This window comes from Cloacibacterium caeni (assembly GCF_907163105.1).
GTDB lineage: Bacteria > Bacteroidota > Bacteroidia > Flavobacteriales > Weeksellaceae > Cloacibacterium > Cloacibacterium caeni_A.
This window is the reverse complement of sequence record NZ_OU015321.1, coordinates 2,309,628-2,328,793: the sequence shown is the minus strand read 5'-3', so window position 1 is coordinate 2,328,793 and position 19,166 is coordinate 2,309,628. Positions and strand designations below refer to the sequence as shown.

The window sequence follows — 19,166 nt, the reverse complement described above, 5'->3', positions numbered from 1 at the left end:
ATGAAAGACTTAGTTAGTTATAAAGATGGAACTTTAAGTATTCAATTTGCCAAATATGGACAGGATGGTCGAAACTATTGTGAATTGTTTGACTTTTTGGGCAATTATGACATTATTACCGCAAATGAGCTTGGGCAAGATGTGATTGTAATGAGTGAGATAGTTTTTATGTTTTCAAATTTTGATGAAGGACGTTTGAAACGAGAATCTTGCATTGACCTTGAAGCTATATCAACCTTGAAAGAATTCGTAGATGCTGAAAATCCTGCTCATCAAGATTTTTTAGAATGGTATTACAAATAGAAGACAAAGTAGGAATTGTAATTGACCCTTGTTGTGGTACAGGAACAATAATTAACCAAGCATACGCACTCAAAGAAGAATATGACATAAATCAAGATGCTACAATAAACAGCATTTGGGCATCGGATAAACATTCATTTCCTATTCAATTATCTACAATGACTTTGGCTAAGCCCAACAATATTGGGAAAGTATTAAACATTTTCAGAGAAGATGTAATTGATATAGAGATAGGCAAAGACATTACATTTAAAGACCCAAACAATGGCAATGATGTTATTAAACAGTTTCCAACTGTGAATTATGTTGTTTCAAATTTGCCGTTCATAAAGAGTAAAGAAATTGAAGTGTTAAATCCAAATATCACGGAAATAAACAATTTCATTCACAAAGAAGCAGACACTACAATTACATTAAGTGGTAAAAGTGATATTTTCGCTTATATTCCGTTTTACTTGCATAAACTGCTTTCAGAAAATGGAAAAATTGGGCTAATTCTTTCTAACGCTTGGTTGGGAACTGATTACGGGGAGATTTTTTTAGCGTTAATTCAAAAATTCTATGACATTGAAACTGTCGTTATTTCAGGAAAAGGAAAATGGTTTGATAATGCAGATGTAGTAACTACATTTTTGATAGCAAAAAAACGAAATCCAAACACTGAATCTGATGTAAACAGAATAATTTCATTTTGTACTTTAAAAGAAAGTATTGATGTAATTCCCGACATCAAACAACTAAGTGAAAATATCTTGTTGGGAACTACAAATGATATTGTTTCTATTCAAAATTATTCAACTAACGAGATAACCAATTTAGAAACCATTGGTATTCCTTGGTGTGGATACTTTGCAAACCTAAATTGGCTTTCAGATATTTCGGAAAAACTAATTGACTGCAATCAGGTGTTTAATTTTACTCGTGGAGAAAGACGAGGTTGGAACGCTTTATTTTATCCTGCTTTGGGACACAATATTGAAGCCGAATATATCAAACCTATTTTGAAAAATTTAAGAGGAACAGCAGGTCTTTATTGTACTGCCGATGCAGAAGCGTTTTGCTGTTCTAAAAGTATAGACGAATTAGTACAACTCAACCATACAGGAGCGTTGGAATGGATAAGAAGTTTTGAAAATCAAAACAACGAAACGGGCGTTCCTCTTACTCAATCATTACACAAAGCAAATATGTTTTGGTATGAAATGAAAACCGATAATATGGCGGATTTTGTTGCAAACGTGAATTATGACAAAAGTCTGTTTATAGCAACTTTCAACAACCGTTCATTCATAGACCAAAGAATGATTGGACTTTCTTTAAAAGCTGAATTTCAAACCGAAGATAGAGTATTATTACTTGCTTTGTTGAATAGTATTTTGAGTATGTTCTTTATAGAAAGTTTTGGCTTTGGAAGAGGATTAGGTGCACTTGATTTAAGAGCAACAAAATTTGAACGGGATTTTAAAATTTTAGATTTTCAGTCCTTATCTGACGGACAAAAACAAGCAATTACAGACGCTTTTCAGCCAATTTCTCAAAGAAACAGATTGCCATTAGAACAAGAAATTGAACAAGCAGACAGAATAAATTTTGAAAAAGTACTTTTGGAAATTTTTGGGATAGCCGAACATTATGACGCAATTAAAGCATCATTATTACATCTTTACAAAATACGTTTTGCTGTGAAAGACTAATCCTACACATTTGTATTTTTCCAAGCGCACAAAGTCAAAAAACACTAAGCAGCCACTATTGATAAAAGGTAACTTTTGCACAACCCGATCTCTCGGATTTCTAATCCGTGACTACAATAAAAAAATAAACCCTAAAATCCGCAAAAAGCGGATTTTTTTTTATGGATAATCCTTTGAGTTTTCTAGCAGTCAAATAGGAGTTTTGCTTGGGGTTTGCTCGTGGTTTGTTCGTGTTTCCTTCGAATCAGCCTCGGAAAAGTACCCTAAATTACGAACAAACCACGAACAAACGTAAAACTTGAGTCAACTTTGACCCGTATGAAACTCCAGAGAATTGCTCTGCTTTCTAAATCATTTTGAATTATACATTTGTCGAATTTTTCTGCTGAAGAAATCCAAAAATTTCTTATTTTTAACAAAATAATTTTACCAAATGCGCATAGAATATGATATAAAATTGGGCTTCAAAGACGTGATGTTTCGCCCAAAACGTTCTACTCTTAAATCTCGTTCACAAGTAAGTCTGGAGAGAGAATTTATCTTTAGAAATTCTAAAAAAACTTGGCGTGGTGTTCCCATTATCGCTGCCAATATGGATACGGTAGGAACTTTTGAAATGGCAACGGCTCTTGCAGAAGAAAAAATCATTACCGCCATTCATAAGCATTACACGTTAGAAGAATGGTCGGCTTTTCTAGAAAATTCTCCAGAAAGCATTTACCAATACATCGCCATCAGTTCTGGAACAGGAAGCAGTGACGAAGAAAAAATTAAAGAAATCATCAGTAAATTCCCAAAGATAAATTTCATCTGCATCGATGTAGCCAATGGTTATTCTGAACATTTTGTAAATTTTGTGAAAAAAGTTCGCGCAGATTTTCCAGATAAAACCATCATCGCAGGAAATGTGGTGACTGGCGAAATGGTAGAAGAACTCATTTTAGCTGGTGCAGATATTATAAAAGTAGGAATTGGCCCTGGTTCTGTGTGTACAACTAGAGTGAAAACTGGAGTGGGTTATCCTCAGCTTTCGGCGATTATAGAATGTGCAGATGCAGCGCATGGTTTAGGTGGACATATCATCGGTGATGGTGGTTGCAAAGTTCCGGGAGATGTAGCCAAAGCTTTTGGTGGCGGCGCAGATTTTGTAATGCTGGGCGGAATGTTTGCTGGTCACGACGAAAGTGGCGGTGAAATGGTAGAAGAAAACGGTAAAAAATTCAGATTATTTTACGGAATGAGTTCTAAAACAGCCATGGAAAAACACAGTGGTGGCGTTGCAGAATATCGCGCTTCTGAAGGGAAAACTGTAAAGGTAAAATACAAAGGACCAGTTGCCGAAACGGTGAAAGATATTTTAGGCGGAGTACGCTCTACTTGTACGTATGTTGGCGCTTCTCAACTGAAAGAATTATCAAAAAGAACAACCTTTATCAGAGTGCAAGAACAGCATAATGAAGTATTTGGAAACGAATAGCTTAGATAAAAAAACTTTTTATTTACGCTAATGCAATTATTTTATTTGCAATAGCTAATTGAAATGGTAATTATTATCTAAACTACTGTAAATCAAAGGATTTCTAATCAATTTTTTTTGGAGATATAAAATATTATTTTTATATTTGCACCCGAAAACACAAGTGCTCCAATAAAATATAATTCTTTGAATTATAATGGCTTAATCCTCGAATTACTCGAGGATTTTCTATTTTAGAAGGGTTTCTCTCAGTTTTTGCGCTGCTTTTTTTACTTCAGTACTCCAATCGTCTACTGCGTTTCCATCTGCTCCATCAGAAATATATTTAAGACACAAAAATGGTAATTTTTCTTCTTTGCACACTTTAGCCAAAGCAAAAGCTTCCATTTCTATCACGTTGTATTCTGTATTATTGTGTTCCATTTCGAATTGGTCTCCGCTTCCGCAAATTCCATTCGGAACATCTTGTAAAGCGATGCCGTGTTCTAGAATAATCTCACCATTTGCAAATGGCGTTTCAAATTTTTGAAAACCGAGTGCCATCACATCCATATCTCTTTGGATAAACTGGGTACAACACACCACATTTCCCTTGTTAAAAGCCGTGCTTCCTGCGGTTCCCAGATTAATGATAATATCGGGATTATACTTTTCTATACCTTTAAAAAGATGATATGCTGCATTAATCTTCCCTACTCCAGTAAAAATTTTCTGAAAATCATTAAACTCTTCTTGCGCTTCTACTTCTAAAGCAAAAACTAAAAGCGGATTTTGGTAAATGGTTCCGTTGATATTTATTTCTTTCATTTTATTTATTTTTTTAACGCAAAGAATATCATCTATCCTAACGTTTCTAAGAAAGCAAAGTTCATTCGCTAGCGAATGGTAAAAGCTTATGGAAATCAACTTGTTGATTCAATCTTTGCTTCCTTTTTATCGTTTTAATCTAATTTGCTTTGCGTTTTAAGGCTTTAAAAATGAAAAGACTTCCGAAGAAGCCTTTTTATGTTTATTTATTGATTATCAATATTTTAAGTAAGCATTCCGCCGTCTACATTCATGACTTGACCTGTAACATAGGCAGACATTTCGCTTCCGAAGAATACACAAGCGTTTGCTACATCTTCTGGAGTTCCACCGCGTTTCAATGGAATGGCATCTCTCCATCCTTGTACGGTTTTCTCGTCTAGAACGGCAGTCATTTCAGTTTCTATAAATCCTGGCGCAATCGCATTACATCTGATATTTCTAGAACCCAATTCCAAAGCTACAGATTTAGTAAAACCAATTACACCAGCTTTAGAAGCTGCATAATTCGCTTGTCCTGCGTTTCCTTTTACCCCAACTACAGAAGTCATGTTAATAATAGAACCGCTTCTTGCTTTCATCATAGGTTTAATTACCGCTTTTGTCAAGTTGAAAACAGAATCTAGATTTACTTTGATAATCGTATCCCAATCTTCTTTTGACATTCTCAGCATCAAATTATCTCTGGTAATTCCAGCGTTATTGATTAAAATATCGATTTTCCCAAATTCTGCCATTACATCATCTACCAATTTTTGAGCTGCTTCGTGGTCTGAAGCATCTGATTGATAACCTTTGATTTGGGTAACAGAACTTAATGATTTTTCTAATTCTTGTGCTTTTTCTACAGAACCAGCATATGTAAAAGCCACTTTCGCACCTTGTGCTGCAAAAACTTCTACAATTCCTTTTCCGATTCCGCGAGTTCCCCCTGTAATAAGAGCCACCTTTCCTTCAAGTAGTTTCATAACAATTGTTTATTTTTTTAATTTGTGCTATGGATTTCGCTTTCGCTCAATTCATTTTATATCAAGTTTAATATTTCAATATGAATTTCTGCAAATGTAAGAGAATTTATTCATTCTGTATTACTGCATAATGATAAGACTTTAAATTGCGTTATTGACTAATCGTTTAACCCTTTTCCCTCAAATATTTTTGGTTTTAGTTTTTCTATTCTTGAAATTCTAGTCGCCGATTGTTTTGCTGAAGAAAAATGCAGTAAATATGCGCGTTGTCTACCAGGAGTTAAAGATTTAAACGCCTTTTCAAAATGTTTATCTTGGCTAAAAATTTCTTCTAATTCTTCGGGTAATTTTTGTTCTATATTGTTTTGAAAGTAACTTTTGCGCCAGATTTTTCGAGGGCAATCATTTCTTTGATGTAGTCTTTCAAAATAGATTCTAATTCATTGATTTGATGTAGATTAGTAAACTTTACGATTTTTGCTGATTGTGTGTTTTGACCTGCAAATTCTAAGATTTTATGTTCGTCTTTCAGCAAAACTCCTTTGAAAAAACTCAATGTACAAAAGTCTTTGAAACTCCCCAAAATAATGAGATTGCTTCCATTAAAAGAATAACACGGTTGATACCATTTTACCTCCTCCGTTAAACCACAATCCAAAACAATGGAACGAAGTTTTGTGAGTTCTTCTTTCCAATTTTTATTTTTGGCAATAAGTTCTTCTACGGTGGGTTTCATTCTTTATTTTTCTCACAGATTACACAGAAATGCACAGAAAATTACTGTTGTTAAAGCAATATTTTTAAAATGCATTATTCACAATCAAAACTATTTCGCCTTTCAGTGTTTTACTTTTAGAAAAAGCAATGAGTTCGTCAATGGTTCCGCGCTTGGTTTCCTCGAATTTTTTAGAGATTTCTCGGCTTAAACTTACTTTGGTATTTTCTCCGAAAAATTCTTTAATCTGTTCTAAAGTAGTATTAATTTTATGCGGACTTTCGTATAAAACGATGGTTTTTTTCTCTTCCGCGAGTTGTTTCAGTTTGGTTTGTCTGCCTTTTTTTTGAGGTAAAAACCCTGCGAAATAAAAATCGTGATTCGGTAAACCCGAAACCACCAAAGCTGGAACAAAAGCAGTTGCTCCCGGCAAACAAATCATCTCCAAATCTTCATCTGCACAAGCTTTTCCGAGCAAATATCCAGGATCTGAAATTCCAGGAGTTCCTGCATCGGTAATAATGGCAATGTTTTGTCCAGATTTTAAATCTGCAATTACTTTTTCAGTTGCTGTATGTTCATTATGAAGATGATACGATTTTAGAGGTTTAGAAATTTCGTAGTGCTTTAACAAAATTCCCGAAGTTCTGGTGTCTTCACAAAGGATATAATCTACTTCTTTCAGCACTTTTATCGCTCTGAAAGTCATATCTTCTAGGTTTCCAATCGGTGTTGGAACAAAATATAGGATTCCGCTCATTATGAATAAATTCATAACTTTTAATATCGGTCGTTCCTACGGAACTCACTATAAAAGCTATGTTTGTTTTTTTCTATGAATTCATAGGTTCTAAAATCGTTCGTTCCTCCGGAACTCTCTTAAATCTACAAAGTCGCAGAGCGACGAACGAAATTAAAGTCTGAGATTTTAATCTTAGACAAATTTAAATTAAATCTTCAAACCAATAATTTTCATCATACTCCACCTCAAATTTCTGTAAAAGTTTTAAATATTCATTTTTAAAATCCTCTTGATTATGATGAATTTCTTGATTTTCTATATATTTATATACATTAGGTATAGAACTTTGATTATAACTAAAACCTCCAAAACCTCTTTGCCATTCAAATCTTTCCTCTAAAAATTGATTTTCATTAACCCATTTTGATGATTTTGCTTTCACACTTTTCATCACTTCTGAAAGTGAAAGTGTAGTTTTCAACGTAAAGAAACAATGAACATGGTCTTCAACTCCATTTGCAATAATTGTTTGACAACCTGTTTCATTTATCAAATTTCCAATAACTGCAAATAATTCTTTTCTGAAACATTCCTTAATGAGAGCATTTCTATATTTTACTGCAAAAACAGTTTGCACGTATAGTTTTACGTAGGTATTTGGCATCGTTATTAGTTTTATTATCCTCTATGAATGAATTCATAGATTGTCAAATCGTTCGTTCCTCTGAAACTCTCTTAAATTTACAAAGTCGCAGAGCGACGAACGAAATATTAGTCTGAGATTTTAATCTTAGACCAATTACAATTTCTCATACAAATCTTTACAAAACTCCTCCAAGCTAGGATCTCTCGCTCCCATCAATAGTAAAACCGAATTTTCTGATAATGAAGGTCTTACCATTTCTAAAAACTGGTTTCTATCTTCCACGAAATACGCCTTTTTGCCTTTCGCTTTTATGTCTTCAATTAAATCATTCGCAGAAATATCTTTCACAGCAGTTCCGCCAGCATAGAAAATTTCGCTCATCCAAATTTCATCATTTTCACGAAGTGAAGCCGAAATTTCTTCCACAAAATCATTTCTCAAAAATCTTGTTGGCCCATAACCATGAGGTTGAAACCAAGCCACTACTTTTTCAGCCAAAGGTTGGCAAGCTTTAATTGAAGCGGCACATTTCGCAGGATTGTGCGCGTAATCATCTATTACCCAAACTCCATTTTTTTGTCCGAGAATTTGATGACGCCTGTAAATTCCTTCGTATTTTGATAAACTTTCGGCGCAAGTTTTTAAATCTACATCAATTTGATTGGCCACCGCAACTGCAGCCGTAGCATTTTCTACGGTGTGCTGTCCTATTGCGTTCATTGTAAATTCTTGATTGTCAATTTCAAAACTTAATTTAAACCCTTCTTGTTTGAAGTTTTTAGCAGCAAAACCAGCTTCAGTTTCAAAACCGAAATCATTTTTTATATTCGCCGACAATGTTTTGGCCAATGCATTCGATTGATTTACAACAAACAGTCTTTGACTGTTCTTTTTAAAAGTTGTAAATAAATCCATTAACTCTTCTATTTCTTGATGGTCTTTATCTACATTAAGTAAAAGTCCGATTTCTGGTTCATATTGAACAACCGAACCATCGCTTTCATCCGCTTCTATAATGAGCCAATCTCCTTTCCCAACGTAAGCATTACCAATTTTTCCTTGTTTGATAATACTTGTTAAACCCGCTCCAGAAATAATAGACGGTTCCAAACCTGCATCTAACAAAATTTGAAAAAGCATTGCCGAAGTAGTTGATTTTCCAGAAGTTCCCGCAACTGCAACCGTTTTTTTACTTTTCGCAATCATCGCGAGAAGTTGGCTTCTTTTAATAATCGGAATTCCGAGTTCTTTGGCTTTTTTTACTTCGTAAACGGTGTCTTCAATTGCGGTGGAAACTACTACTAAATCTGTTTCTGCGGTAATTCCACTTCCGTCTTGTAGAAAACACTTTATGCCTTCATTTTCAAGTTGTTCCTTGGTTTTATTGTATTCATCAGGATGAAAATATCGGTCGCTTCCCGATACATTTTTGCCAATTCCCTGCAAGTATTGAGCAATTGCACTCATCCCAACTCCTGCAACTCCTATGAAAAAAGGATTTTTAAAATCTGAAATATTCATTATTTTTTAGTTGATGGTTAATGGTTGATGGTTGTTGGAATTCTTCTATCAACTAACAACCTTCAACAGACAACCAATTTTACATAAATTTATTTTCTACTAAGCTCCACAATCTCTGTGCGTATTCATCTACTTTTTCCCAGCCTTTTTCATAATAAACTTCGCTGAGATATTCTTTTGCTTGTTCTAGAGTAGTATAAGAATTCAGACGATTCACCACTTGATTCAGTTCTACCTGACTTCCGTTAAAAAGAACCTTTGTAAAAGCAATTCTGTCATTAATATCTAATTTAAAATCTGGAAGTGTTTTTTCTGCTTCCATAGAATCTGTAGGAAGATTAGATTTTAGTAAACTTGGTGCTTTTTTCTCTTCTGGAAGGTGAGTAACGTCTATTTTTTCTTGAATATGTTCTAAAGGATCATCATCAAAAAGGCTTTGAACAGTTGCTTTCAGTCCTTTAATGTGCGCCAATTTGAATTTTTTCTCATGATGTTCCTTGGTTCCGTGATGAGATTCTTCTTGGCTCCCAGGTTTTTCTTCTGAAGTTGGCTCAAGTTTTTCTTCGTGATGATGAACAGGAGCAGGAATATCTATAATTTTTCTTCTTTCTTCATGAAGCCTTTCTTCTTCATCTTTTTTCTCCATTTCTTCTTTAGCCAAAGTAATTTCAGAAATTTCTTGCTCTTTTTCTTTTTCTATATTTTCAGCTAATTCATTGATATTCTGTTCTTTTTCAATGAAATATTCTTCGTCAAGTTTTTCTGCCACTGCATTTTCTCCAACTAAAGGTTCCTCTTCTAATTCTTCTTCAATATCTACAACTGGTTGACTGAAATCATCTAATTTTTTAGTATCAATTTCAAAGTTTATCACCTGTCTTTCAATATCTTGTTCTACATTTTCTTCGGCACGAATAACAGAAAGCATCTCTGAATAATTTTTAAAGGAAATAACTTTTTCCTGAAGTTCTGTGAAAACTCCTACTTCTGCTATAAAATCTTCTTCATTTGAAAAAGATGAAATCTTTGAAATCAATTCTTTAATTTCAGCGAATAATCTTTCTTGTGTTTCTTGTAATTTTTGCATGGCAAATCTTTTAATTTTTGCGTAAATTTGAAACTTATTTATATCTGCTAATTTAGACAATGTTTTTAGAAAATACAATAAACCACGCAAAACAAAGTGGATGGATGGAAGTAATTTGTGGCTCAATGTTTTCGGGGAAAACCGAAGAACTGATTCGCAGATTGCGCAGAGCTGAAATGGCTGGACAAAAAGTAGAAATTTTCAAACCGAAAATAGATACTCGCTATGATGAGGAAGAAGTTGTTTCACATAATCACAACAAAATTAGAAGTACTCCTGTAGAAAGTTCAAACGAAATTTTACTACTGGGTTCTACTTGTGATGTGGTAGGAATAGATGAAGCACAGTTTTTCGATGATGGAATTGTAGAAGTAGCTAATCAATTGGCTAATAACGGAATACGAGTAGTAATTGCTGGTCTAGATATGGATTTCTTAGGAAGACCTTTCGGACCAATGCCTTTTTTAATGGCAACCGCAGAATACGTGACAAAAGTACACGCGATTTGTAAAACCACAGGAAACTTGGCCAACTATTCTATGAGAACTTCTAGCAGCAAAGACTTGGTACAACTTGGGGAAACCGATAGTTACGAAGCCGTAAGTAGAAGAATTTTCATAGACGAAGTTTTGAATAAAAAATAATGAATTACACCACAAAAGAAATAGCAGAAATTACTCAATCTCAAATCATTGGGAATAAAAATCTGCAAATTCATCATATTGCTTTTGACAGCAGAAATATTTATTCTACCCTCAAAACTGCTTTTATCGCCATCAATACTCCCAAAAATTCTGGTGAGAAATACATCGCACAAGCGATAGAAAAAGGAATTAAAATCATTATTTCTGAAAATTTTTATTCAGAATACGAAGGAATTACATGGATTATTGTAGAAAATTCTGTAAAATTTCTACAAGATTTAGCACATTATCATATTGAAAATCAACCTATTAAAACCATAGGAATTACGGGAAGTAACGGAAAAACCATCGTGAAAGAATGGTTATACCAATGTTTATGGAATGAATTTCCAACGGTGAAATCCCCAAAAAGTTTCAACTCACAGATTGGTTTACCGATTTCTCTGTTACAAACTTCAGAGAAACATCAAGTAGGAATTTTCGAAGTGGGAATTTCTAAACCACAAGAAATGAATACTTTAGAAGAAATTTTTTCTCCTAAAATTGGAATTTTAACTCACATTGGAACGGCGCACTCTTCTAATTTCGAAAATGAACTTCAGCTGATTAAAGAAAAACTGATTCTTTTCAAAAATTCAGAAATTATTATCTATAATGGTGATAATGAGCAAGTTTGTAAAGAAATAAAAACGCAATATTCTTACAAAAAACTGATTAGCTTTGGTCTAAAAGCTCATAATGATGTAAAAATTATCTGTGATTATAAAGATAGAAATCAAGAAATTTTAGTTCAATATTTCTCAGAAAAATTGAGTTTTCCTGCGAACCAAAGAGACGAAGCTACGCTTACCAATGCTTTGGCGTTAATCTGTATTTTAAAAGAATTTGGTTTTACCAACGAAAAAATAGTTGAAAAAATCAACAATCTGAAAGCGGTAGAAATGCGATTAGAAAGTGTAAATGGAGTTCGTAATAATTTGATTATCAATGACTCTTTTAACTTAGATTTAGACTCGCTCATTATTGCATATCAGTTTATTAATCAGTATAATAGAGACGAAAAAACCTTAGTTCTTTCGGATATTTTTGATGTAAAAAATGATGATGTTTCGCTGTATCATAAAGTGGCAGAAATTACCAATCAGCAAAATTTCAAACAGATATTTTTAGTTGGCAATCAAATTTCTAGATTTCAAGAAAAATTTAATGCTAAAACATATACTTTTTCTACCACAAAAGAATTATTAGAGAGCCAACAACTCAATTCCATTGAAAATCAATTAATTCTGCTGAAAGGAGCAAGAATTTTTGAATTTGAGAAAATAAAATCACATTTAGAACTTCAAAAACACGATACTGTTTTAGAAATAAATCTCAACGCTATTCTGCATAATATTAATGTTCATAAGTCTTTGCTAAAACCAGAAACCAAAATGTGTGCGATGGTAAAAGCCTATTCTTATGGACTTGGCGGTTATGAAATTGCAGAATTTTTGCAACATCATCACATTGATTATCTGGGTGTTGCATACGCAGATGAAGGAGTAGACCTTAGAAAAAATGGAATCACCACACCCATTTTGGTCATGAATCCTGAACAAGGCAGTTATGATGTGATTATAGATTATAATCTCGAGCCAGAAATTTACAGTTTGAGAGTATTAGAACTTTTTGCTAACCAATTGCAATTAAAGGGAATTCAGCAGAAATATCCTATTCATATCAAGGTAGAAACTGGGATGCATCGTCTTGGTTTTAAGGAACATGAAATAGATGAATTGGTAGAAAATCTTAAAAAATACAATGTAAAAGTTGCCAGTATTTTTAGCCATCTTTCTTCTGCAGACGTTCCTGAAGAAGATGATTACACGATGGAGCAAATTCGTACATTCCAAAGAGTTTCTTCTAAAATTTCTGAAGTTTTGGGTTATCAACCCATCAGACATATTTTAAACACTGCTGGAATTACCTATTATTCTGATTATCAGTTTGAAATGGTAAGAATTGGAATAGGAATGGTAGGAATTTCGGCCAATCCAAAAGTGAAAAAACAATTACAAAGTGCTGTAACTTTTAAAACCGTAATTTCACAAATTTCTGAAGTAAAACAAGGAGAATCAATAGGTTACAATAGAAAATACAAAGCAGAAAAAGACACCAGAATTGCTACGATTCCTGTAGGTTATGCAGACGGAATTCCTAGATTAATTGGCAATAAAAAAGGATTTGTAGGCATTCATAACCAAAAAGTTTCCATCGTAGGAAATATTTGCATGGATATGTTAATGGTTGATTTACAGAATATTGAAGCCAAAGAAGGAGATGAAGTGATTATTTTTAACGGTAATCCAACTTTGGAAGAATTTTCTGGATATTGCCAAACCATTCCTTATGAAGTGCTTACTTCTATTTCTAGAAGAGTAAAAAGAATCTACATAAAAGATTAAAACATCACACCAAAACACCCAAATATTACTCACAAATGAAAAAATTAATATTTTATATATTATTGATATTCTTCACTTTACATGTAAATGCTCAAGTGAAAGAAGATCTAAAAATTCCCAAAAATCCTAAAATTGGATTGTCACTTTCTGGAGGCGGAGCTAAAGGATTTGCGCATGTAGGCGTTCTAAAAGTGCTGGATTCTCTAGGTGTAAAAGTTGATTACATCTCTGGAACTAGTATGGGAGCGATTGTAGGCGGTTTATACGCTTCTGGTTACACCGGAAAAGATATTGAAAAAATTATTTTAGACACCGATTTTTATAATTTGATTTCTAATCAAAATAACCGCGCCGAAAGTTCTTTTTTCAATAAATCGGTAGATAAATATCTGCTAAAAGTTCCTATAAAAAATGGAAAAGCTACACTTCCCACTTCTATTTCTTCTGGTCAAAAAAATCTATACTTGCTCAAAGAATTATTCAAAAATGTATCTAACATAAACGATTTCAGCAAGTTACCGATTCCATTCATGTGTGTAGCCACGAATTTAGAATCTGGAAAAATCAAAATTTTTGAAAACGGAGACCTCTCAGAATCTATATTGGCAAGTTCTGCGTTTCCCTCATTGATGGATCCTGTAAAAATAGGAGATAGTATCTATGTGGATGGAGCAATGACTGTGAATTATCCATCAGAATTTCTAAAGAAGAAGGGAATAGACATTGTAATCGGTGTAGATTTAAATCAAGGACTTAATAAAAGAGATAAAATTAACAGTATTGTAGATATTTTGAATCAAATCATTGATTTTGGGATTGTAGAAGAGACTAAGAATCAATTAAAATTTACAGATGTAAATATCAAGCCTAATCTTGAAGGTTTAGGAGTAACCAGTTTTGATGATAAAGCCAAAATTCTAAAATCTGGCTACACAGAAGCGATGAAATATGTAGAAGTATTTGATAAACTTCCTAAAAAAGGCTACGAATATCTTAGAATTCCTATCAATCCTATTTATTCTAATATCTATAAAATTGATGCATTAGAATTAGAAAATAATAAAATTTACAGCAAATATTACGTTCAAGGAAAGATGAATCTCCTGATTCCATCGGTACAAACCTATGGAAAGATTAATAAAATGGTAGATAAACTCTACGCTACCAATAACTATAAAATTATCAATTACGATATTATTCAACGCGATAACAGAAATATTCTAAAACTGAATGTAAGTGAAGACGACACAAGATTTTTCTTAAAATTCGGTTTGCATTATGATGAGATTTTCAAATCTGGATTATTGGCTAATATTACCATTAAAAGACTCGTTTTTAAAAACTCTAACATCTCTATAGATGGTGTTTTTGGGGATAAACCTAGATATTACATCAATTATTTCATTGATAACGGTTATATTCCAGGATTTGGCTTCTATGCTTCTGGAATGAGCTTTGATACAGAAAATGCAGACGGAAATGCAGTGAATAAATGGAATTGGTACAGAAATGAAGCGTTTATTCAATCCATTTGGAAAGATAAATTTGCTTTTGGTCTAGGTTTAAGTCATGATAATTTTTCTACTAAAGAAATTATCACCAATAATGAAAAATTCGGTAATTATTTCAACCCTTTCATGTTTATGAGAGCAGATAATCAAGACAGTAAATCTTTCCCAAAAAGAGGGTTTTATACCAATATAGAAGCAAAAATTTATAACATATTTGATGACGAACAGAATAAAAGAGCCTTCCAAATAAAAGCAGATTTAAGAGGAAATTTTCCTATCACCAAGTGGCTAACTTATCGTTTGTCTACTTTTTATGGAATTTCTATTAATCCTGTTAATGATTTTTACCAATATCATTTAGGAGGAGTTTTTGAACAAAGAATCGTTAATTTTGTAAGATTTAACGGGTATAATCTTGGTGAAGAAAAAGGAAATAATATTTTTACGGTTTCTAATAACTTTCAGTTTAATTTTTACAGAAATTTTTATGTGATTGCAGGAATTAATTCAGCCAATATTTTTGAAAATTTTGATGATTCTAAATTCCTTGATTTGAAATATAATTCAGCCGCAATTACACTAGGATACGATTCACCATTTGGACAAGTAAAACTTAATTACAGTCACGCATTTAAATCTAAACCTGGAATTTTCACTGTTGTTCTTGGTCACTGGTTCTAAAAATATAAATTAATGATACATTTTTTTTACGAAAATATAGACGAAAATATAGACGAAAATCTTAAAAATTGGATTGAAAATATCATTATTTCCGAAGGAAAAAAACTCGGAGAAATCAATTATATTTTCTGTGATGATGAATATTTGCTCAAAATCAATCAAGATTTTCTAGCTCATGATTATTATACAGATATCATTACTTTCGACCAAGTTCGTGGAAAAACCATTTCAGGAGAGATTTTTGTATCTTTGCAGCGAATTAAGGACAATGCTAGTCTTATTTCAAAAAATTACGAAGAAGAAAAGAAAAGAGTAATTGCACATGGCATTCTTCACCTTTGTGGTTATAAAGATAAAACCGAAGAAGAACAAAAAACAATGCGTGCAAAAGAAGATTTTTATTTGTCATTAAAAACAGAATAAAATTTTTCAGAAGCTATTCCCGCTTTCCGCACTCGCTTTTTTATATTTTCCAGACGCTTTTTGCCCCATACAAAAATATAAAAAGAGCTCAAACAAATGCTTCAAAGCGAGGAACGAGTTTAGACGACTCAAATTGAAAAATAAATTAATTTGGAGTCAATCGGGGCTAGTTACATTCCGTAATTGGTAATAAAATTTATACAATGTTTCACGTGAAACATTTGAAAAAAAATAGAAAATTTATAAATAGATATAAATGTTATTTAACGAAACATATGATGTAATCGTAGTAGGAGCTGGTCACGCTGGTTGCGAAGCTGCTGCTGCTGCTGCTAATCTAGGTTCTAAAACCGTGCTTATTACAATGAATATGCAAACCATCGGACAGATGTCTTGCAATCCAGCAATGGGTGGTATTGCAAAAGGTCAAATTGTAAGAGAAATAGATGCAATGGGTGGTTTTAGCGGAATTGTAGCTGATAAATCTGCTATTCAATTCAAGATGCTTAACCTTTCAAAAGGACCTGCAATGTGGTCTCCTAGAACACAAAATGATAGAATGAAATTCGCAGAAGAATGGCGATATGTTCTAGAAAACACGCCAAATCTTGATTTTTTTCAGGATATGGTGAAATCTTTAATCATCAATAATGGCAAAGTAGAAGGCGTAATTACTTCTTTAGGTATAGAAATAAAAGGAAAATCTGTGGTTTTAACCAATGGAACTTTCCTAAATGGCCTGATTCACGTTGGTGATAAACAGTTAGGAGGAGGAAGAATGGGAGAACCAAAAGCTTATGGAATTACCGAACAATTGGTAGATTTAGGCTTTGAAGCTGGTAGAATGAAAACAGGAACACCAGTTCGTGTAGACGGAAGAAGCCTTGATTATTCTAAAATGGAAGAACAAGCTGGAGACAAAAATCCGCAAAAATTCAGTTATTTAGATACTCCTAAATTAACGAAACAGCGCAGTTGTTTCATTACTTATACCAATGATACTGTACACGAAATTCTAAGAACTGGATTTGATAAATCTCCAATGTTTAATGGTACTATCCAAAGTATTGGACCAAGATATTGTCCAAGTATTGAAGATAAAATCAACCGTTTTGCGGAAAGAAACCGTCATCAATTATTTGCTGAACCTGAAGGTTGGAATACCGTAGAAGTTTATGTAAATGGCTTTAGTTCTTCATTACCAGAAGATGTTCAATTGAAAGCATTACACCATGTTCCTGGCTTTGAAAAAGCTAAAATTTTCAGACCTGGTTACGCTATAGAATATGATTACTTCCCTCCTACTCAATTAAAACATACTTTGGAAACTAAACTGATAGAAAACCTTTATTTTGCTGGTCAAATAAATGGAACTACTGGTTACGAAGAAGCAGCTGGACAAGGTTTGATGGCAGGAATTAATGCTCATAATAAAGTTCACGAAAAAGATGAATTCATACTTAGCAGAGATGAAGCATATATAGGAGTTTTAATAGATGATTTAATTACCAAAGGAACCGAAGAACCATACAGAATGTTTACTTCTAGAGCAGAATACAGACTGCTTTTAAGACAAGATAATGCTGATATTAGACTTACAGAAAAAGCTTTCAATCTTGGTCTAGCTAAAGAAGAAAGACTCAAAAATATGGAAGAAAAAGTGGCTAAATCTTCGGAATTAGAAGAATTTCTGAGAGAAACTTCTTTAAAACCTGGTATTATCAATCCTATTCTAGAAGCTAATGAAAGTTCACCGGTAGACCAAGCTTACAGAGCTGCACAAATTCTTGCCAGACCTAATCTTTCCTTAGAAAAATTAACTGCTATTGATTTCATCAAAGAAAAAGTAGAACAGTATAATGAAGAGCAAAAAGAACAGGCAGAAATCAATATTAAATACAAAGGATATATAGAAAAAGAAAGAGATAATGTAGCCAAATTACAAAGATTAGAAACCATTAGAATTCCAGAAGATTTTGATTATTCTAAAATTTCATCTCTTTCCGCTGAAGCAAAACAAAAGCTCAATAAAATTCAACCTAAAACCATAGCACAAGCTGGAAGGATTTCTGGAGTTTCTCCAGCAGATATTAATGTATTGCTTATTTATTTAGGAAGATAAAAGTAAAATGTTTCACGTGAAACATTTTTGAAATTTGTAATAAATTTAGATTGGACTTAGCAAATTAAATATGAAAATAAAAGATCATTTTTTAAGCAAAGAAATTTTCGAAATTAAAGAAACCGAAATAGAAGGAATTTTTAAAACTTACCCTATTCCAGAAAATTTAGGTAAGTATTATGAGAGTAAAGATTACATTTCTCATCACCAAGATTCTAATTCTTTAAAAGAAAAAATTTACAAATTTGCTCAATCTTTTAATTTAAATTATAAAAGAAATATTCTTTCTTCTGTAAGTTTCGAAAATGCTAAAGTTCTAGATTATGGTTGCGGTGCAGGTGAATTTTTAAAACATATAGAAAATGATGTCCAAACTTTCGGATATGAACCGAGTGACGCTGCAAGAAATTTTGCCAAGCAAAAAACTACTAAAACAAAGTTTATAAAAAACTTAAATGAAATTGAAAACGGTAGTTTAGATGTGATTACACTTTGGCATGTTTTCGAACATATCGAAAATCAGACTGAGATACTCTCATTATTTTATAACAAATTAAAATCAAACGGTCATTTAATAATTGCGGTTCCCAACTGTACTTCTTTCGATGCAAAATATTATAAAGATTTTTGGGCAGCTTATGATGTACCTCGTCATATTTTTCATTTCTCAAAAAAAGGAATGGAAAAATTTTTCAACACCGAAAATTGGAAATTAGAAAAAATAAAACCTCTCCTACTCGATTCTTATTATATTTCAATTTTGAGTGAAAAATATAAGAAAAAACCATTTTTTTGGATTTTTGGAGGAATTCTTGGAGCTATTTCTAACATAAAAGCATTAAAAAACGGCGAATTTTCAAGTTTGGTATATATTATCAAAAAAATCTAGAAAATCGATTTTTAAGCTATTTATGAAAGTCAATTTTCAGCTATTTTGATTAAAATTTCAAGTTTTTGGAAATTTTATACTTTAAAAAATCTTCCCTTTTATAAAACAAAAAAATCTTCAGAAAAATTTCTGAAGATTTTTTATTTGTAAATGTTCACTTTATTTAAAATTGAATCATTTCGTTTATGGATAATAAAAAATGAATTTTTTGATTTAATTAAACTATCTCCAATTCTAATCCTATTTTTTTTAAAAATAAAATAATTAGAAATAGTTTTTTTGTTATCTAGAAGAATAGTTGGTTCTGAGTGATTATATCTATCTATAAAAATACAATCAATTTTTGCCTTATAATTATTTTTTAAAATTTCTTCTTTATACTGTCTTTCTGTTAAACCAGTAATTTCACTTATAACTAGAATTAAAATAATAGGAACGAAAATCATTCCTATTATTATTAATCTAGATTTTGTATCTAATTCAAACAAA

At 32.4% G+C, this 19,166-nt stretch carries 18 protein-coding genes; 9 read left to right on the top strand and 9 right to left on the bottom strand.

Annotation, left to right across the window (positions count from 1 at the left end):
- The 3 genes from KKQ76_RS10875 (at nt 1) to guaC (ending at nt 3,474) form a co-directional block, all read left to right on the top strand.
- Nucleotides 1-303, top strand: coding sequence for a hypothetical protein (locus KKQ76_RS10875; RefSeq protein ID WP_213197160.1), 303 nt, complete (start codon nt 1-3; stop codon nt 301-303).
- Complete coding sequence (locus KKQ76_RS10870; RefSeq protein WP_213197159.1) at nt 288-1,997, top strand: N-6 DNA methylase; 1,710 nt, start codon at nt 288-290, stop codon at nt 1,995-1,997. The genes KKQ76_RS10875 and KKQ76_RS10870 overlap by 16 nt, the downstream gene beginning before the upstream one ends.
- A 433-nt stretch (nt 1,998-2,430) precedes the next feature.
- Nucleotides 2,431-3,474, top strand: a complete 1,044-nt coding sequence (gene guaC / locus KKQ76_RS10865) for a GMP reductase (protein WP_213197158.1) — start codon at nt 2,431-2,433, stop codon at nt 3,472-3,474.
- Between the two features lie 228 nt (nt 3,475-3,702).
- On the opposite strand, the gene KKQ76_RS10860 is transcribed toward guaC, so the two are convergent.
- From KKQ76_RS10860 to KKQ76_RS10830, 8 genes are all read right to left on the bottom strand, one after another.
- Complete coding sequence (locus KKQ76_RS10860) at nt 3,703-4,281, bottom strand: 5'-methylthioadenosine/S-adenosylhomocysteine nucleosidase family protein (protein ID WP_213197157.1); 579 nt, start codon at nt 4,279-4,281, stop codon at nt 3,703-3,705.
- Nucleotides 4,282-4,505: 224 nt separating this feature from the next.
- Nucleotides 4,506-5,249, bottom strand: coding sequence for a 3-oxoacyl-[acyl-carrier-protein] reductase (fabG, locus tag KKQ76_RS10855; protein ID WP_069799888.1), 744 nt, complete (start codon nt 5,247-5,249; stop codon nt 4,506-4,508).
- A 158-nt stretch (nt 5,250-5,407) separates the two neighbouring features.
- Entirely contained in the window at nt 5,408-5,575 is a 168-nt protein-coding gene (locus KKQ76_RS12800) for a YdeI/OmpD-associated family protein (RefSeq protein WP_317194575.1), read from the bottom strand.
- A 29-nt stretch (nt 5,576-5,604) separates the two neighbouring features.
- Complete coding sequence (locus tag KKQ76_RS10850) at nt 5,605-5,985, bottom strand: DUF1801 domain-containing protein (RefSeq protein WP_317194570.1); 381 nt, start codon at nt 5,983-5,985, stop codon at nt 5,605-5,607.
- 64 nt (nt 5,986-6,049) lie between these two features.
- Nucleotides 6,050-6,724 carry a 16S rRNA (cytidine(1402)-2'-O)-methyltransferase gene (gene rsmI / locus KKQ76_RS10845; protein WP_213197524.1) on the bottom strand — a complete coding sequence of 225 codons (675 nt, stop codon included), beginning with the start codon at nt 6,722-6,724 and terminating at the stop codon, nt 6,050-6,052.
- Between the two features lie 184 nt (nt 6,725-6,908).
- Nucleotides 6,909-7,370, bottom strand: coding sequence for an IS200/IS605 family transposase (gene tnpA, locus KKQ76_RS10840; protein ID WP_213197156.1), 462 nt, complete (start codon nt 7,368-7,370; stop codon nt 6,909-6,911).
- Nucleotides 7,371-7,505: 135 nt separating this feature from the next.
- Complete coding sequence (locus tag KKQ76_RS10835; protein ID WP_213197155.1) at nt 7,506-8,873, bottom strand: UDP-N-acetylmuramate--L-alanine ligase; 1,368 nt, start codon at nt 8,871-8,873, stop codon at nt 7,506-7,508.
- Nucleotides 8,874-8,952: 79 nt separating this feature from the next.
- Nucleotides 8,953-9,960: a hypothetical protein gene (locus KKQ76_RS10830; protein ID WP_213197154.1), complete on the bottom strand. Its 1,008-nt coding sequence runs from the start codon at nt 9,958-9,960 to the stop codon at nt 8,953-8,955.
- Nucleotides 9,961-10,019: 59 nt separating this feature from the next.
- Between KKQ76_RS10830 and KKQ76_RS10825 the strand changes: the two genes are divergently transcribed.
- From KKQ76_RS10825 to KKQ76_RS10800, 6 genes are all read left to right on the top strand, one after another.
- Nucleotides 10,020-10,604 carry a thymidine kinase gene (locus KKQ76_RS10825; protein WP_069799881.1) on the top strand — a complete coding sequence of 195 codons (585 nt, stop codon included), beginning with the start codon at nt 10,020-10,022 and terminating at the stop codon, nt 10,602-10,604.
- Nucleotides 10,604-13,051: a bifunctional UDP-N-acetylmuramoyl-tripeptide:D-alanyl-D-alanine ligase/alanine racemase gene (locus tag KKQ76_RS10820; protein ID WP_213197153.1), complete on the top strand. Its 2,448-nt coding sequence runs from the start codon at nt 10,604-10,606 to the stop codon at nt 13,049-13,051. The genes KKQ76_RS10825 and KKQ76_RS10820 overlap by 1 nt, the downstream gene beginning before the upstream one ends.
- A gap of 35 nt (nt 13,052-13,086) precedes the next feature.
- The gene (locus KKQ76_RS10815) at nt 13,087-15,243 is read left to right on the top strand and encodes a patatin-like phospholipase family protein (RefSeq protein ID WP_213197152.1); all 2,157 of its coding nucleotides are present in this window, start codon (nt 13,087-13,089) and stop codon (nt 15,241-15,243) included.
- A gap of 12 nt (nt 15,244-15,255) precedes the next feature.
- Nucleotides 15,256-15,666 carry an rRNA maturation RNase YbeY gene (gene ybeY / locus KKQ76_RS10810; RefSeq protein ID WP_213197151.1) on the top strand — a complete coding sequence of 137 codons (411 nt, stop codon included), beginning with the start codon at nt 15,256-15,258 and terminating at the stop codon, nt 15,664-15,666.
- A 256-nt stretch (nt 15,667-15,922) separates the two neighbouring features.
- Nucleotides 15,923-17,788, top strand: a complete 1,866-nt coding sequence (gene mnmG / locus KKQ76_RS10805) for a tRNA uridine-5-carboxymethylaminomethyl(34) synthesis enzyme MnmG (protein ID WP_213197150.1) — start codon at nt 15,923-15,925, stop codon at nt 17,786-17,788.
- 70 nt (nt 17,789-17,858) lie between these two features.
- On the top strand, nt 17,859-18,677 hold the full coding sequence (locus KKQ76_RS10800; protein ID WP_213197149.1) for a class I SAM-dependent methyltransferase: 819 nt from the start codon (nt 17,859-17,861) through the stop codon (nt 18,675-18,677).
- 140 nt (nt 18,678-18,817) lie between these two features.
- Here the strand turns inward: KKQ76_RS10800 and KKQ76_RS10795 are convergent, their stop codons facing one another.
- The gene (locus KKQ76_RS10795; protein ID WP_213197148.1) at nt 18,818-19,165 is read right to left on the bottom strand and encodes a hypothetical protein; all 348 of its coding nucleotides are present in this window, start codon (nt 19,163-19,165) and stop codon (nt 18,818-18,820) included.
- Nucleotide 19,166 lies beyond the last annotated feature (1 nt).

Excerpts from the sequence above, each read along its gene's own strand:
- KKQ76_RS10875 (WP_213197160.1), top strand. The coding sequence starts at position 1 with ATGAAAGACTTAGTTAGTTATAAAGATGGAACTTTAAGTATTCAATTT.
- KKQ76_RS10870 (WP_213197159.1), top strand. The coding sequence starts at position 288 with ATGGTATTACAAATAGAAGACAAAGTAGGAATTGTAATTGACCCTTGT.
- guaC (WP_213197158.1), top strand. The coding sequence starts at position 2,431 with ATGCGCATAGAATATGATATAAAATTGGGCTTCAAAGACGTGATGTTT.
- KKQ76_RS10860 (WP_213197157.1), bottom strand. The coding sequence starts at position 4,281 with ATGAAAGAAATAAATATCAACGGAACCATTTACCAAAATCCGCTTTTA.
- fabG (WP_069799888.1), bottom strand. The coding sequence starts at position 5,249 with ATGAAACTACTTGAAGGAAAGGTGGCTCTTATTACAGGGGGAACTCGC.
- KKQ76_RS10850 (WP_317194570.1), bottom strand. The coding sequence starts at position 5,985 with ATGAAACCCACCGTAGAAGAACTTATTGCCAAAAATAAAAATTGGAAA.
- rsmI (WP_213197524.1), bottom strand. The coding sequence starts at position 6,724 with ATGAGCGGAATCCTATATTTTGTTCCAACACCGATTGGAAACCTAGAA.
- tnpA (WP_213197156.1), bottom strand. The coding sequence starts at position 7,370 with ATGCCAAATACCTACGTAAAACTATACGTGCAAACTGTTTTTGCAGTA.
- KKQ76_RS10835 (WP_213197155.1), bottom strand. The coding sequence starts at position 8,873 with ATGAATATTTCAGATTTTAAAAATCCTTTTTTCATAGGAGTTGCAGGA.
- KKQ76_RS10830 (WP_213197154.1), bottom strand. The coding sequence starts at position 9,960 with ATGCAAAAATTACAAGAAACACAAGAAAGATTATTCGCTGAAATTAAA.
- KKQ76_RS10825 (WP_069799881.1), top strand. The coding sequence starts at position 10,020 with ATGTTTTTAGAAAATACAATAAACCACGCAAAACAAAGTGGATGGATG.
- KKQ76_RS10820 (WP_213197153.1), top strand. The coding sequence starts at position 10,604 with ATGAATTACACCACAAAAGAAATAGCAGAAATTACTCAATCTCAAATC.
- KKQ76_RS10815 (WP_213197152.1), top strand. The coding sequence starts at position 13,087 with ATGAAAAAATTAATATTTTATATATTATTGATATTCTTCACTTTACAT.
- ybeY (WP_213197151.1), top strand. The coding sequence starts at position 15,256 with ATGATACATTTTTTTTACGAAAATATAGACGAAAATATAGACGAAAAT.
- mnmG (WP_213197150.1), top strand. The coding sequence starts at position 15,923 with ATGTTATTTAACGAAACATATGATGTAATCGTAGTAGGAGCTGGTCAC.
- KKQ76_RS10800 (WP_213197149.1), top strand. The coding sequence starts at position 17,859 with ATGAAAATAAAAGATCATTTTTTAAGCAAAGAAATTTTCGAAATTAAA.